Source organism: Klebsiella grimontii (genome assembly GCF_900200035.1).
Lineage (GTDB): Bacteria > Pseudomonadota > Gammaproteobacteria > Enterobacterales > Enterobacteriaceae > Klebsiella > Klebsiella grimontii.
In genome coordinates this window covers 55187-70282 of the sequence record NZ_FZTC01000001.1, presented here as the reverse complement: position 1 = coordinate 70282, position 15096 = coordinate 55187, and the positions used below count along the sequence as shown (strand labels likewise).

Genomic DNA, 15096 nt, shown 5'->3' with positions numbered 1-15096 from the left:
TTCAACAAAGCCGTTTGACCGTATCATTCTTAGCCAAATGCGCTAAGGCTAAAATTTAGTATGAGTAGTGATAAGCACTTTTCCTCAACAGGAAAATATCAACCTCCGTTTGCTTAATGAAGGTCTGCTTATCGCTCACAACTGCCCGTCATGCCAGCTCAAAAAACAGGCTTGACGTAGGATATTTTCCGTTTTCCAAGCGGACCCCTATCAAAGGATTTATCTGTCGACCATCGTCATCAAAAGCAGCATCGAGACTGGAGCGTGAAAGATAAATGCCGTTTATGCTGTCATTCAGGGTAACTGCATAGTCGGTAGTTCCAGCACATATCTTTCGCCGTTTCCAGAGCATGGGTCAACCGGAACAGGTCATTCTGCGCAGACAACTCCCCGGAGCTGGAACGCCAGAGGTAGTTCAGCTTACGGGCCAGTTTAGCATTGACGCCCAGCTGTCGGCCCTGTTTCAGAAGCCACTCGATGTCAGGGGCCACGTCACGCGAAAAACGACGTTGCTTCAGTGCTGTCGCCAGCCAGCGGGTGAGAAAGAGATTTTCCTGTACCGGTGACACAACGTCACCGTTTTGCCTGGCTAACGCCAGCGCCACCAAGGCGCACCACGCCAAATGTGCTGATTTTTCTGTCAGATTCACTGGGGAGTTTTTTCCTTTGTTTTGGGAGCTGAATATATCTTAACCGGAAGCGGGTTTCATCCGGAACCGTAGCCCCTGGACTGAACATCAGGTCCGGACTGGCGAGCAGTGCGCAGCCAGTCTTCTGAATGCCGCTTTGCGGCATGGAGGCGCCAGATGAGGTTACATGCGTCTGTGGAGTCAAATGGCGCCGAAAGCCCGACGTAGCCGGTTACCGGACTATAAATTCTGCCCGTTTGCCCCCTGTCCTGGTTAGCTCTACCCCGCTATCTCGCCCTTTCGGGCGAGGTGTAGTCAAGGACACTCCGGTCCGGCGCTGGTTTGATCGCCGGATTTTAAGGGATGTGGTGATATACGGATCCGTCTCCTATCTTCCGAATCTCGCGTAAGCGTTAACGTCAACCAACGCATCACTAGGGCTACGTCACTTGTGGCTCGTTGATGTTATGAGGTTGCCGTGTCTTCTGCGCTTTCCCCCTCCAACCCCACTAGGACAACTTCCCGCTGGGGCTTGTACGTCAGCATTGTGCTGATTGGCGCGAATCTGCGCGCCCCCATTACGAGCCTCGGGCCGGTTCTTCCCGATATTCAACGCGCCTTACACCTCGGAGGTCTTGGGGCGGAAGCAGCTGGCACCGACGGCAAACATCTCCAATTCAATGCGCAGCTGGCGACAAACCATTTCCATCAATTAGGGCTGGCCGCCTTGTGAATTCCAGAAAACGATCTTGCGAATACCTGTGCGCCAGGCGCTTTTAGCCATTTCAAAACACACTTTCCCCAGAACATCATATGGCAACGAAAGTGTGTCAGGGTAAGCTAGGTGTTCGTCAGATTTACCTACAGGCAAAGTGGCCAACACCAGCATGGTAAATTGGCAGGCAGTAATTCTACAGCTCGCTCAATAATGCTGGCATTAATGGCAGCAAACACCCGAACCAGCAGATGAGGTCCGTGTCGTTCTACGGCGCAAATAGGTAGTACTGCGACGATATTCGCCATATCCAGTTTACTGAATTCCCGCGTGGTGAGATCACACCACTAGGGAGAAGACGGTTTAAGCATGTTTACCTCCGGTTTTGTCTAACAATAAAAGATACGGTACGTTGCATTTAGGGCATTTTAGACCGGCTCTATGTCCTGCTATGTGCTAACTTTTCCAGTTTAATGGCCTCTCGTCGAGTTGTGTGGCAACAGTGTTGCCACCGGCGGAAATCCGCCGGTTTGAATGCTTTTTTGTTCAGCAGGCGACGAGGTGCCCGTCGCCAAAATCGGTAAAGCGCTGCGGTACTCTCTGATAGCCGATGGGTTTGATCGGTTCTGGTCTTATCGGCATTGCGCTGGTGGCTCGGGGTTGCCGTCTTTGCTGAACGTCAGGTATAGGAACGGCGCTGAGCAAGTGCTGAGTATAAGGATGCTGCGGATGGTGCAACACTCGATCTCGTGGGCCGATCTCCACGAGCTGGCCGCCAAACATCACCGCTACCCGGTGGCAGATGCGCTCCACCACCGCCATATCATGGGAAATAAACAGATAGCTGAGCCGATAGCGCTGACGCAAATCTTCCAGCAGCGTCAGCACCTGCGCCTGTACTGAAACATCCAGCGCGGAAACCGATTCATCGGCGATGATCACTTTCGGGTTCAGCGCCAGCGCGCGGGCAATGCAAATGCGCTGGCGCTGGCCGCCGGAAAACTGGTGCGGATAACGCCGCATCGCTTCCGCTGGCAGGCCGACCTGCTGCAATAGCTGCGCCACCCGCTCCGTGCGCTGTACTGCGGGCATCTGCTCATGAATCAGCAGCGGCTCCCCAACCAGGTCGAAAATAGTTTTGCGCGGATTGAGCGCCGCCCAGGGATCCTGAAACACCATCTGCAAATCGCGGCGTACCGCTCTTAACGCCTCGTCCTTCAGGCCGTGCAGCTCCTGTCCGTTAAGCTGCGCGCTGCCGCTAAATGGCACCATATTCATCAGCGCTTTTGCCGTCGTCGATTTACCGCAGCCGCTTTCACCGACGATGCCCAACGTCTCGCCGGGGAAAAGATCGAAGCTGACGCCATCGACGGCATGGACTTCGCGACGCACGCGCAGGCCGTCGCCGCGCACCGGAAAGCGCACGCTGAGGTCGCGGACGCTGAGCAACGGTCGCGTCGCCTCGACCGGCGCCAGCGCGGGCGCCTGGCCCAGCACCGGTACCGCCTGCAACAGCTGGCGGGTATAAGCCGCCTGCGGCGAGGTAAACAGCGTTTTTGCCGGAGCCTGCTCCATGATTTTGCCGTGACTCATGACCAGCACATCATCGGCCATTTCTGCCACCACTCCCATATCGTGGGTGATCAACAGCAGGCTGGTGGAAAACGCCTGCTGCAGTTCGCGCATCAACTCGAGGATCTGCGCCTGAATAGTGACGTCGAGGGCCGTGGTCGGCTCATCGGCAATCAGCACCTGTGGCTGGCACAGCATTGCCATGGCGATCATCACCCGCTGGCGCATACCGCCGGAAAGCTCGTGCGGATACTGTTGCAGGCGCTTCTCCACATGACTGATTTTGACCGCGTCCAGCATCGTGCTGACCCGGCTGCGCCGTTCACGGCGGCCCAGCACTTCGTGGCGTTGCAGCGTCTCTTCCAGCTGCTGGCCCACCGTCATCAGCGGATTGAGCGAGGTCATCGGTTCCTGAAAAATCATGGCAACCGACTTGCCGCGCAGCAACTGCATTTGCCGCTCCGGCAGGCTGAGCAAATCCTGGTTATCAAAAATAATCGCGCCGCCTGGAATCTGTGCCTCCTCCGGAAGCAAACCCATGATCGCCAGCGAAGTCAGCGATTTACCGCTGCCCGACTCGCCGGCAATGCACAGAGTTTTTCCCGGCCAGAGCGCAAAGCTGACGTCATCCACCACCCGCTGTGTACCAAACTGGATCGACAGGCGCTCGACCGAGAGCAGCGGCGCCGGAAATAGGACTGCTGACATAACGCTCCTAATTAAACACGCTGTTGGGAAAATAGAACGACACCACCCAGTTAGGCCGATCGACGATTTCGCTGATGCGCAGATCGCCGCACACGGAGCAGAGCATATAGGCCTCTTCCGCCGACATCCCTTGTTCGCGGCACAGCGCATCGATGGTATAGCTTAACGCGTCGCGGGCGGCGGTCATCAGGTCAGGGCCAATGCCGGTGAAGGCGCTGTAGCCGTGCCGATCCAGATGTTGGGTCACTGGGCCAGGGGTGGCGAAACGCGGCGTTTTCAGCGGCATATCTTTAACCACTTCCAGCTTCACCACCACGTCCATCGCGCTTTCAATCGCCGTGCCGCAGACTTCACCATCGCCCTGCGCGGCGTGGGTGTCACCAATAGAAAACAACGCGCCTTCTACTTCCACCGGTAGCCATAATGTGCAGCCAGCGGCCAGATCGCGAATATCCAGATTGCCGCCCACGCGGCGCGGCGGCACCACCGAATGATGGCCCGCGGCGGCGGGAGCGACGCCGAGGGTACCGGCGAAGGGTTTCAGCGGTACGCGGCCATATCGGCCAAAGGCGCAGGGGGTTAAGCCCTGGCGGTCATATTGCCACAGCGTCAGCGCCGGATCAGAAAACTGATCGGCCAGCAGGCCGAAGCCCGGGATATTCGCAGTCCAGCCAAAGCCGCTGGGACGAAAGGATTCCAGCGTCACCTTTAGCGCATCGCCCGGCTGAGCGCCTTCCACATAGACCGGGCCACTGACCGGGTTGAGCTTATCAAACGGCAGCGTTGGGATATCCGCTGCGGTAGAACCGGCGTTGAACCAGCCGTTAGCCGCATCCAGGCAGTGAAACTCCAGTTGGCTGCCGGAAGCTACGTGCAGGACCGGGCTCAGGCTGTTATCCCAGCCGAAATGATGTTGAGCATGATGAATGGTCTTCACCAGACAATTTTGGCACATCCTGACTCTCCTTTAAGCAGCGGCGCCGTCCCGGCGCCATCAAATTATTTCAGTCCGATATAGTCGTAGTTGACTGGTACATGCACTGGATCGACATACAGCGCGTCCTCGCCCCCCATGCGTGCGGAATGTACGGTGTAGCGCTTCTCGTTGAATACCGGCACCCAGGGCGCGTCATCCATTGCAGTGATGAAGATTTTGCGCCAGGCTTCAATGCGCGCGTCCTGCTGGTCGGGTTTCACCATGCTGTCCGCCGCGGCCGCCTGCGCGTCCAGCGCTTTGTTGCAGTAGCGCGCCCAGTTCCAGCCGCCCTCTACCGCCCCGGCGCAGCCGAGGATCGGGCCATAGAAGTTGGAGGGATCCGGGAAATCGGCGATCCACGCCATGCCGCCGGACCAGACCATCGGCGCTTGGCTGGCGGAGCCGCCCGCCGCAATCACATTCGCCTGCGCCAGGGATTTGATGCTGGCGTGGATGCCCACTTTGGCCAGATCCTGCTGGATAGACTGAGCGATACGCGGCTGCGGATCGGTATTCATCACGTACAGTTCGGTAGCAAAACCGTTGGGGAAACCCGCTTCGCTGAGCAGTTGCTTCGCTTTTGCCGGGTCGTAGCTGAAACCCTGATATGCCTTGTCATAACCGGGCATGGCGGGTGGCAGTGGCTGGTTGGCCGGCGCCGCGCGTCCATTAATGATGCGCACGATGCGATCTTTGTTGACCGCCATGTTCACCGCCTGGCGGACTTTGAGATTATCGAAAGGCGGCAGCGTGGTTTTCATCGTCACGTAGCCGGTCTGCAACTGGTCGCCGGTGACCATCAGGCCCTTATAGGCCGGGTTGTTTTTAAACGACAGAAACTGTGCGGGCGGTACGCCGTCGCCGGCAATATCCACTTCGCCTTTTTCCAGCCGCAGCAGAGCGACCGAGGGATCCTGTCCCATTTCGAACTTTATGTGATCCAGCCGCGGCACGCCGGCTTTAAAGTAGTTCGGGTTTTTGCGGAAGATCAGCTCCTGGCCCAGCTTCCACTCCTGGAGCTCAAACGCGCCGCTGCCGACCGGATGCTTGCCGAAGTCGGCGCCCCATTTCTCCACCTCCTCACGGGGAACCACCGAGGCAAAGTTCAGCGCCAGCACATGCAGGAAGGTGGCGTTGGGCTCTTTCAGAGTGATTTTTACCGTATGATCGTCGACGACCTCGATACCGCTCAGGGTCGTGCTTTTACCGCTGGCCTCCTCGTCATAGCCCGCGATGGGACTGAAGAACCCGGCGCCCGGACTTTGGGTTTTCGGGTTGACTGTGCGTTCCAGAGAATATTTCACGTCCGCCGCCGTGACCTCGCGGCCGTTGTGGAATTTCACCCCTTTGCGTAGCACAAAGGTGTAGACCTTGCCGTCCTCGGAAATGGCGTAGCTCTCCGCCAGGTCGTTCACCAACTCGGTGGTGCCGGGACGATAGTCCATCAGGCCGTCGAACAGGCTTTTGATCATCGACCAGTTTTGCCAGTCATAGCCAATGGCCGGATCGAGGGTCGCCACGTCGTTCTGGTAGGTCACCACGATATCGCCGCCGGTCTTCTCGTCAGCCTGCGCGCCATAAGAGAAACAGGCCGCGGCCACCGCCATTGTCAATAACGCATTTTTCATCATCTTCCCCTGCTACTTTTTGACATCAATGCGCGGATCGACCCACGGCAGCACCAGATCCGCAATAAGGTTGCCGCCAACAATGGCAACCGCTGACACGGTGGTTACCCCGACAATCACCGGGATATCCACCTGTTGAATCGCCTGCCAGGCCAGCTGACCGATACCCGGCCAGCCAAAGACCGATTCGACTACCACCAGTCCGCCCATAAAAATGCCGATATCAATGCCTATCATCGGAATTAGCGGCAGCACGGCATTCGGCAGTACGTGACGCAGCAGTACGCGGGTTCGGCCCAGCCCTTTGGCCCGCGCGGTACGGATAAAATCCTGATGCAGCACCTCAATCATCGACGAGCGCAACATGCGTGAATACCAGCCGCTGCCGAGCAGGCCGAGGGTTAGCGCCGGTAGCGCCAGATGGCTGAAGCCGCCATAGCCTCCCATCGGGAACCAGTTGAGTACCACGGCGAAAAGATAGAGAAAAAGCATCGCGGCGATGAACTGCGGCGCCGAAACACCGATAAAGGAGAGCGCCATCAGAAGCCGGTCCGCCAGCCCGCCGCGTTTTAACGCCGCCAGGGTGCCGAGTGCGATCCCCAGTACCAACTCGCAGAGAATACCCGCCGCCATCAGCTGCAGTGACGGCCCGATACGGGCGGAAACCAGTTCACTCACTTCGCTGCGCTGAATAAACGAGCGTCCCAGATCGCCGTGCAGCAGCCCCTGCAGATAACGCCAATATTGCTGATAAAACGGCAGATCCAACCCCAACTGATGGCGGATGTTTTCGACTACTTCCGGCGTGGCACTGCGCCCGGCGATTTGGCGCGCTGGATCGGCGGGCAACATAAACAGCAGCAAATAGCAGATCAACGTAACGCCAAGCAGGATCAGCCCGGCATGCAACAGACGTTTTCCCAGAAATAGCATTAGTTTCGTCCTTTTAAGCCGGGATCGAGGGCGTCGCGCAGGGCGTCACCAGCGATATTGAAAGAGAGCGACAGCAGCACAATCGCCGCGCCGGGAAAAAACACCAGCCAGGGAGCCGAAGTAAAATAGCTCTGGCTTTCAAAGATGATGTTGCCCCAACTCGGCGTTGGCGGCTGTACCCCCACCCCGAGGAACGATAGAGTAGCTTCCAGCAGGACTGTGGTGGAGATGCCTAGTGTGGCCCAGACCAGCACCGTTGGCGCCAGATGTGGAATTAAATGCACGCCGAGAATACGCAACGTTCCGGCCCCCAGGGTGCGTTCCACGGCGATAAAGTCGCGGGCGCTAAGCGCGCTAGTTTCGGCGTAGATAACCCTGGCGATCTGCACCCAGTTCACCATGGCGATCACCAGGGACACGATCCAGACACTTGGCTGGAAAATCGCCGCCAGGGCAATCGCCAGCAGCAGTGCGGGAAACGCCATCATCAGATCGGTAAAGCGCATCAGCAGCCCTCCGATACGCCCCTGCAGATAACCTGCGCTAAGCCCTACCAGGACGCCGATCAGTACTGCAGTGCCGTTGGCGACAACACCGATGAGTAACGAAGTACGAGCTCCGTAAATTAAACGCGAGAAGAGATCGCGTCCCAGCAGATCGGTTCCCAGCCAGTAAGTGCTGTTGGGAGAAAGCGGTGCGCCTTCCAGGCTCAGTCCCTCGACAAACTGTTCATCGGGATCGAAGGGGGTGAGCCAGGGGGCAAACAGCGCGCTCATCACCACCAGGAGAATAAACAGCAGCGAGAGCAGCAGGGCTGGCCGGCGCAGAAAATATCCGACTCTATTCATTGTGCTCCCCGCTTGCCGGACGACATTCGTAGCAGCCACTTCTGCGCCACCTGTGCCACCGACTGGTTCGTACACATTGATTCCGAGCGCAGGCGAACCCATGCCTGTTGTTCATCAATACTTTCCGCTTGCATCTGGGCCGCCAGAGCTTGGGTAATCTGCGGCATTGCTGCCAGACGCTGGCGCAGTAGCATCTGTTGCTGTTGAATGTCATGCAACTGCTGACGCAGCCCCACTGCCATCATCAGGGTGGTATAGATGGCTCGCTGTGTAATAGGCTTGGTAAGGAGCGCTGTTGCCCCTAACTCCAGCGCGCGCTGTACCTGGTAAAGTCCCTCATGTGAGGTCAGCGCGATCACCGGTATTCCCGCCAGATTGATCTGGCTCAGGGTTAGCGGGCTGGCGAATGCCTCCAGTTCCACCAGTACTGCACAGGGGGTGAGAGGAGGTAAAGCCTCATCTCCGGTCAGGTGATGCCAGCGGATACCCATCCGCGTCAGGTTTTTTTCCAGCGCTTCGCGACTCCTTGCTTCACAGTCTACCAGCAGGAGCGGCTGAGCATCTAAATCCGGGGACAGCAGCGTTTTCATTTAACAATCCTCAGAGCAGGTCTGGCTGCAACCGTTCGGCTTTCACGTAGCTCGGTCGCGGAGAGATAGGGATCGGGCATAACCGGCAGCGGTTCGCGATGCAGTATCTGAAAGCAAGTTTGTTGCAACTCAGCGATGTAGCAGGGCAAACAGGCGTGGTTGTTTCGAGCCATTACTGAGCGAGCGCCCGGAGAATCAACGTCGTGCTGACGATGCAGTGCCGCCAGCACCGCACCCGGCTCGCTGTTTCCGGCCTCGCGCAGGCTATTGGCAAACAGCCTTACTGCCCGCCAGCCGCCGATGTAGTAGTGGGAGATGCGCTGTGCGCCATGTTGCAGGTGCTGCCGCGCGCAAAAATCGAGATCGACGCTCTCAAAAAACGGTCCGCAGGAAAGCAAACGTACCGCCCTTAGTGGCGCGACTTCGGCGACTTCGGCTTCGGTAAAATTACAGCTGAGCACCGCTAACGTCCGCCGATCGCGAAGACAGGCCTCGTCCAGTGCGCGCAGAAACGCATAAGAGGTTTCGCCTACCAGGTTATTGAGTACAAAATCTACCTCTGTGCTGAGAATCGCCTCAATCAACTCGGTCACGTTGCTGTTTCTCAGGTGCAGATATTTTTCGCCCACCACCGTACCGCCGGAACCTTCCACTACCTCACGGGCGATACGATTGCTTTCCCAGCCCCAGACGTAGTTAGAGCCGATCAGCCAGGAGCGATTTCCGAACATATCCAGCGCCAGCCGCAGGAGTGGCAGCAGAGTCTGGTTCGGACAACCGCCCAGATATACGACCTGCTCGCAGCTCTCGAACCCCTCGTAAGGACAGCCATACCACAGCAGCAGGTTATGCTGCTCCAGGTCCGGGATAATCTCCTTCCGACTGGCAGAGGTAATGGTTCCGAAGATATGGCGGATGCCGTGAGCGATAAAGGTGCTCACCGCTTCACTGTAGGCTGCGAGTTCACCCGCAGGGTTGATATGTCGGGCCCGCAGCTGAAAAGGATAAGCAGGATCGGCATTGATTTCCTCTAAGGCATGGCGCGCACCAAGCAGTGTGCTGTTCGCCAGGTGGCTGTAGGTACCTTCTGTGGAAAGCAAAATTCCAATATCAATAGTTTGCACGTATGTTTGCTCTCTGCATTAATAAAAAAGCCTGATTGTCCTTATTAGGACAATCAGGCTTCATTACCTGTCGATATTTAATGGATTCAAGGCTTAAGGGTTGCCCCTGCTTGCATATACCCGACATGAAAAATTCATGCCATTTTTAAAGCACAGTTAAATCAATGGATTATTTATTTTTGGAGACACTTTTGCACCAATGGGATGCGGCTTGCTCAGTTATGGTGCAATTTTCTGATGCAGTCTGGTCTCTTCAACATGAGGTGGAGTAATGCACACCTGTTTTAGTTCCACGCACTTTTTGAGAGTTCCGGTTTTTCAGCCATCAGCAGGTGATCCTCCGGCGTCAGGTTATTCAGGGATTCATGGGGACGCTCTGGATGGAAGATCCTCGTGACGAAGCCGAATTTGCCCCCGGCCACGTGCTTTTTTTCGAGCGTAATGTTGTCCATGCATTACCAACCCTTCTTGAAGAACCCGTAATATTTCTGTCATTGGCCAGCCCTCGTCGTGATCCTGAAGATATTACCTTTGTTGACCCGAAAGATGGCACTGCCAGAACCTTTATGGCCAGAAATAATGAGTCAGCATAAAGGGCCAGAACCAAAGGTAAGGTGGAGCGGATGGTGAAATACCTCAAGGAGAACTTCTTCGTCCGGTACCGCCGGTTCGACAGCTTCGCCCAGGTTAATCAGCTACTGGAGCAGTGGATGGCTGACGTTGCCGACAGGCGGGAACTTCGCCAGTTCAGGCAGACACCGGAACAGCGCTTCACGCAGGAACAGGAGCATCTGCAGCCGTTGCCGGATACGGACTTCGATACCAGCTACTTCGATATCCGTCATGTCTCCTGGGATGGCTATATCGAGGTTGGCGGAAACCGTTACAGCGTGCCGGAAAGCCTGTGTGGCCAGCCGGTATCAATACGGATCTCGCTGGATGATGAACTGCGGATCTACAGTAATGAGCAGCAGATGGCATCGCACCGTCTCTGTTCGGCTGCATCCGGCTGGCAGACCGTGCCGGAGCATCACGCCCCGCTCTGGCAGCAGGTCAGTCAGGTGGAACCCGAAATCTGATTTATTCAACAAAGCCGCACCAAATCATCACTCGAAGATATTCAGGCATGGTACATCCGCGGCAAGCCCCTAATTTGTACTGAGGGGCAAAGTGAAAAAAGTTACTTTTTGTTGAAACGACAGTTAGCAATATCCCCCGCTTGCGGGGGCCATACCCACCAGGAGCAAACGCAGAAAGCCCGAGATACTTCTGCTGTACCGGGGGCTGGCGACATTTCAGGCAACACTCATAGTTGACATCCTCCCCGCCCTAAAGGGCGGGGAGGATGTCAATAATAGCAGACCACATCATGATGTCATTCTGACCGATAGATGCCAGAAGCAGAGGATCCATCCCATTTTATACCTACCTTGGCTTTGTTGAATAAATCGAACTTTTGCTGAGTTGAAGGATCAGATCACGTATCTTCCCGACAACGCAGACCGTTCCGTGGCAAAGCAAAAGTTCAAAATCACCAACTGGCCCACCTACAATAAAGCCCTCATCAACCGTGGCTCCATAACTTTCTGGCTGGATGATGAAGCTATTCAGGCCTGGTATGAGTCAGCAACACCTTCTTCACGAGGCAGACCTCAGCGCTATTCTGACCTTGCCATCACGACTGTGCTGGTCATTAAACGCGTATTCAGGCTGACCCTGCGCGCTGCGCAGGGCTTTATTGATTCCATTTTTTCTCTGATGAACGTTCCGCTACGCTGCCCGGATTACAGCTGTGTCAGCAGGCGGGCAAAGTCGGTTAATGTCAGTTTCAAAACGCCCACCCGGGGTGAAATCGCACACCTGGTAATTGATTCCACCGGGCTGAAGGTCTTCGGTGAAGGCGAGTGGAAAGTCAAAAAGCATGGCCAGGAACGCCGCCGTATCTGGCGTAAGCTGCATCTCGCCGTTGACAGTAAAACACATGAAATCATCTGCGCTGACCTGTCGCTGAACAATGTGACGGACTCAGAAGCCTTCCCGGGTCTTATCCGGCAGACTCACAGAAAAATCAGGGCAGCATCGGCAGACGGCGCTTACGACACCCGGCTCTGTCACGATGAACTGCGGCGTAAGAAAATCAGCGCGCTTATCCCACCCCGAAAAGGTGCGGGTTACTGGCCCGGTGAATATGCAGACCGTAACCGTGCAGTGGCTAATCAGCAAATGACCGGGAGTAATGCGCGGTGGAAATGGACAACAGATTACAACCGTCGCTCGATAGCGGAAACGGCGATGTACCGGGTAAAACAGCTGTTCGGGGGTTCACTGACGCTGCGTGACTACGATGGTCAGGTTGCGGAGGCTATGGCCCTGGTACGAGCGCTGAACAAAATGACGAAAGCAGGTATGCCTGAAAGCGTGCGTATTGCCTGAAAACACAACCCGCTACGGGGGAGACTTACCCGAAATCTGATTTATTCAACAAAGCCGTCTGTCGTTTCCACTAGTCCTCCTATGGCATATAACAGTGCGTTATACCGGTCCCGCAAGGTCGGCTTCCTTGCAAGCCAGATTACCTTGTAAGGTCAGAAAGTCCAATGACAGCTTTATGTACGAAGCAGTCATTGAGCTACTACGTATAAATGACCGCTCCTGGCCTACAGCAGACAAGCTTAGGATGCTGAAGGTCTGCTGAAATTCGAGACGGTATAGTCTCTAAAAGCTTCCCTGCCATAAAGTTGCCGAGATTCTCAGCGAATAGGTAAGTATCATCATACAGTGGTCAGATGTGCATCCGCAGTACATTTGCTCGCATGTTAACGTAGCAGTAGTACAACATCATTTAGAGACGAATCGCCTAACAGGTTTTAACACCTTAAAATTTCACTGCTGGTTAAACACATTATTAAATGATTTTTATCATTTAAATCATTGGGTTAATTTTAATTGTGATTTGCTTTTAACCCTCGCAATTTAGAAGTATTATTTTGAGATTAATCCACTTGCCCTGCCTTCATCACTGCTTGTAAATATGCGTGAAGAATGATTTTAAGGTTATATATCATGGAGTTATTGAAGTTTTTGGCGGCGATTTTTGTCATTTACTTGTTGTTTTTTAGAAAGAAAAAACGTAAATCTCCAAAGTCTTATGCTTCAGACCCCGTGAAAGCACCGCCAAAAGAATGGCTCGCTGACATCAAGAAAAAAGAGGCGGTTGTGCGAAACGATGATAGTGAAGACGATAACCTTGCAACTTTTACATTGAGCGGTGGCCGGGGTGTTGAACTTCGGGTGACAACCAATCATTACCGCAACACCTCAAAGTCAGCAGGTGCACTAGCTCGATGGGTACTTCCGGGTGAGATGATAACTGTAGCTGGTGTAGCAATTAGCGGTGGCCACATTTACGTGGGGCAACGTATGAAGCCCTCCGGTCAGGAATCAGGCGGCTATTATGACGATGGAAGTGAGGCATCATTAATTGATGACACATGTAAGATAAAACCTACTTCTTATCTTTACGAGGACAGTTCATTAGGATACTGGCCCAGTTTTTCCTCTCTTTCCCCAGAAGCACGCGGTGCGTATGTCAGTTGGCTTGCCAGCGATAGGTCTGATCCATCGTGTCCTATCGGCTATGTTTTTATCTACCTCTACGGCCTGGAAAGAAAAGCGCTCGTAGATTCCACTGACCCAAAATTCCCTGATGCTGAGTTCCGTAATCTGTTCAATGAAGTCGCTCGGTTAAGATCGATATTCATTGAGAACCGCTCCTTCCGTGGATATTCGACCCAATTACTCGAAGCCATGTCTATTCTGCGCCCGAACATGGGCTTAGCCACTGAGCTCGATAGCAATTCAGGTTTCAGCAACAGCATGCAATTTAAGCTGGCTCTTGCAAAAACTGTACATGAAGGAGTTCCTGTATCAGCTGAACTGGCGTTGAACTGGGTAATAAACCACACCGAGTATTCGCTGCGTACCCCGGCTCGCCGCTGTGCTAAAGAGTTTGCTGCACTTTTCAAACGGCGTTACACCCTCAAATATGGTGAAGGGATGGTCGTTAAGGCGAATAAAACGCGCCTGAGGTTAGATTACACACCAGCAAGTCCTAGTTTGCGAGGTGTTCGACTTCCTGTTCCCGACCTGCCTGATCCAAGTGCGTTGAAGAGCCCTGTCCAGAAAATTATGGCTCTTGCCGATATATGTACAGATGAACTTGATGCTTATAGTCGCTACCTTGGTAGGAAAGGTACGTCAGTCAATGATACGGCTGCAATTATGCTGCTCCCTTCAGAGATAGTTAATGAAAGCGCAGAAAAAATATTAAGCTCATTCAAACGCTGGGCTGATGAGGCGATCCTCGTCAAGGAGGGGTTAGTCTCAGTTGCTGACTTTTGGGCACATATGAATGCCAGTTGCCCCAATAAGATCAATAAAAAAGAGGCCGATTTGATGCAGGCCTTTGCTCTGAAGATGGGTTACGGTCTGGCACCTGACCCGTATTATCACCATGTGAAGGCGGATGTTGATGGGACACTTGTTCTATTCCCTGCCGCCGAAGGTGGACGCTTCTCACCTTCTCCTGAATTTATCTCAGCCGTAATGACGCTCAGATTAGGGGCGATGGTCGCCTTGATTGACGATTCTCTTGATCAAGCTGAACAGAAAGTGCTTGAGAATGCCATCAACAACAATCCTGGCTTCACCGATGATGAAAAACGCTCTCTACATGCGTATTTAACGTGGCAACTTCATACCCCAGCCAATATGACAGGAATGAAAAGTAGGATTGAGTTGATGGGGGCCGCGGAAAAAGCTGCTGTGGGTAAGGTTATCGTTAGTGTTGCCTGTTCGGATGGGACAATAGCGCCTGCCGAAATCAAACAGCTTGAGAAGATTTATTCAAGTTTGGGGCTGGATCCCTCATCTGTCTCGAGCAATATCCATCAGCATTCCGCAACTGAACATGATCTCGTCTCGTCTGTACCAACTGATCAGCCAGCAGCAGGGTTCACACTGGATGCTAATGTACTTGCCCGCCACGAATCTGCCACGGATGATGTTCGTAAATTGCTGAACACAATTTTCACCGAAGAAGAACCGGAAGAGCCAGAAAGCGCTCCAGCCTCATCAACGGAGGCGGGGGGACTTGACTCCGCACATAGCCAGCTTTATCGCAGTTTGCTGGAGAAAGAACAGTGGTCCCTAAAAGAGGCGACAGAATTGTGCGGAAATTTGAATTTGATGCTCGGCGGTGCGCTTGAGGTGATCAATGACTGGTCCTATGCGGTGGTTGATGCTCCAGTACTGGACGATGCCGATGATGATATCTGGGTTGACCTGGAAATTGCCAAAGAATTAGAGGGATAG

General features: G+C 54.3%; 11 protein-coding genes and 3 pseudogenes. 3 read left to right on the top strand and 11 right to left on the bottom strand.

From position 1 onward, the window contains the following. Positions 1-148: 148 nt before the first annotated feature. The 11 genes and pseudogenes from KOSB73_RS00415 to KOSB73_RS31065 form a co-directional block, all read right to left on the bottom strand. Positions 149-650, bottom strand: a pseudogene (locus tag KOSB73_RS00415) (DUF2913 family protein). Between the two features lie 691 nt (positions 651-1341). Then, the gene (locus tag KOSB73_RS31295; protein ID WP_227599551.1) at positions 1342-1518 is read right to left on the bottom strand and encodes a creatininase family protein; all 177 of its coding nucleotides are present in this window, start codon (positions 1516-1518) and stop codon (positions 1342-1344) included. Further along, the gene (locus tag KOSB73_RS31290) at positions 1491-1652 is read right to left on the bottom strand and encodes a creatininase family protein (RefSeq protein WP_255555636.1); all 162 of its coding nucleotides are present in this window, start codon (positions 1650-1652) and stop codon (positions 1491-1493) included. The genes KOSB73_RS31295 and KOSB73_RS31290 overlap by 28 nt, the downstream gene beginning before the upstream one ends. A gap of 238 nt (positions 1653-1890) precedes the next feature. Further along, the gene (locus KOSB73_RS00395; protein ID WP_004118832.1) at positions 1891-3624 is read right to left on the bottom strand and encodes an ABC transporter ATP-binding protein; all 1734 of its coding nucleotides are present in this window, start codon (positions 3622-3624) and stop codon (positions 1891-1893) included. Between the two features lie 7 nt (positions 3625-3631). After that, entirely contained in the window at positions 3632-4579 is a 948-nt protein-coding gene (locus KOSB73_RS00390) for an acetamidase/formamidase family protein (RefSeq protein WP_098140146.1), read from the bottom strand. Positions 4580-4623: 44 nt separating this feature from the next. After that, positions 4624-6228 (bottom strand): ABC transporter substrate-binding protein, encoded by a 1605-nt coding sequence (locus KOSB73_RS00385; RefSeq protein ID WP_004152278.1) that lies wholly within the window; start codon positions 6226-6228, stop codon positions 4624-4626. 12 nt (positions 6229-6240) lie between these two features. Further along, positions 6241-7161 (bottom strand): ABC transporter permease, encoded by a 921-nt coding sequence (locus tag KOSB73_RS00380; RefSeq protein ID WP_004118227.1) that lies wholly within the window; start codon positions 7159-7161, stop codon positions 6241-6243. Beyond that, positions 7161-8009 carry an ABC transporter permease gene (locus KOSB73_RS00375; protein ID WP_004118228.1) on the bottom strand — a complete coding sequence of 283 codons (849 nt, stop codon included), beginning with the start codon at positions 8007-8009 and terminating at the stop codon, positions 7161-7163. The genes KOSB73_RS00380 and KOSB73_RS00375 overlap by 1 nt, the downstream gene beginning before the upstream one ends. Then, on the bottom strand, positions 8006-8599 hold the full coding sequence (locus KOSB73_RS00370; RefSeq protein WP_004118229.1) for an ANTAR domain-containing response regulator: 594 nt from the start codon (positions 8597-8599) through the stop codon (positions 8006-8008). The genes KOSB73_RS00375 and KOSB73_RS00370 overlap by 4 nt, the downstream gene beginning before the upstream one ends. Beyond that, a complete protein-coding gene (locus KOSB73_RS00365; RefSeq protein ID WP_004118840.1) occupies positions 8596-9723 on the bottom strand; it encodes a transporter substrate-binding protein in 1128 nt (375 codons plus the stop codon). The genes KOSB73_RS00370 and KOSB73_RS00365 overlap by 4 nt, the downstream gene beginning before the upstream one ends. Positions 9724-10007: 284 nt before the next feature. Beyond that, positions 10008-10109 (bottom strand): annotated as a pseudogene (locus KOSB73_RS31065) (integrase); the annotation flags it as partial. Between the two features lie 207 nt (positions 10110-10316). Between KOSB73_RS31065 and KOSB73_RS00355 the strand changes: the two are divergent. From KOSB73_RS00355 to KOSB73_RS00345, 3 genes and pseudogenes are all read left to right on the top strand, one after another. Then, positions 10317-10802, top strand: a pseudogene (locus KOSB73_RS00355) (Mu transposase domain-containing protein); the annotation flags it as partial. Positions 10803-11187: 385 nt separating this feature from the next. Beyond that, positions 11188-12156 carry an IS5-like element IS903B family transposase gene (locus tag KOSB73_RS00350; protein WP_074195468.1) on the top strand — a complete coding sequence of 323 codons (969 nt, stop codon included), beginning with the start codon at positions 11188-11190 and terminating at the stop codon, positions 12154-12156. A 630-nt stretch (positions 12157-12786) separates the two neighbouring features. Further along, positions 12787-15096: a tellurite resistance TerB family protein gene (locus KOSB73_RS00345; RefSeq protein WP_098140145.1), complete on the top strand. Its 2310-nt coding sequence runs from the start codon at positions 12787-12789 to the stop codon at positions 15094-15096.

What these genes read in the sequence shown, in the direction of transcription:
- KOSB73_RS00380 (WP_004118227.1), bottom strand. Translation starts at nt 7,161, where the DNA reads ATGCTATTTCTGGGAAAACGTCTGTTGCATGCCGGGCTGATCCTGCTT.
- KOSB73_RS31295 (WP_227599551.1), bottom strand. Translation starts at nt 1,518, where the DNA reads ATGCTGGTGTTGGCCACTTTGCCTGTAGGTAAATCTGACGAACACCTA.
- KOSB73_RS00390 (WP_098140146.1), bottom strand. Translation starts at nt 4,579, where the DNA reads ATGTGCCAAAATTGTCTGGTGAAGACCATTCATCATGCTCAACATCAT.
- KOSB73_RS00370 (WP_004118229.1), bottom strand. Translation starts at nt 8,599, where the DNA reads ATGAAAACGCTGCTGTCCCCGGATTTAGATGCTCAGCCGCTCCTGCTG.
- KOSB73_RS00385 (WP_004152278.1), bottom strand. Translation starts at nt 6,228, where the DNA reads ATGAAAAATGCGTTATTGACAATGGCGGTGGCCGCGGCCTGTTTCTCT.
- KOSB73_RS00395 (WP_004118832.1), bottom strand. Translation starts at nt 3,624, where the DNA reads ATGTCAGCAGTCCTATTTCCGGCGCCGCTGCTCTCGGTCGAGCGCCTG.
- KOSB73_RS00345 (WP_098140145.1), top strand. Translation starts at nt 12,787, where the DNA reads ATGGAGTTATTGAAGTTTTTGGCGGCGATTTTTGTCATTTACTTGTTG.
- KOSB73_RS31290 (WP_255555636.1), bottom strand. Translation starts at nt 1,652, where the DNA reads ATGGCGAATATCGTCGCAGTACTACCTATTTGCGCCGTAGAACGACAC.
- KOSB73_RS00375 (WP_004118228.1), bottom strand. Translation starts at nt 8,009, where the DNA reads ATGAATAGAGTCGGATATTTTCTGCGCCGGCCAGCCCTGCTGCTCTCG.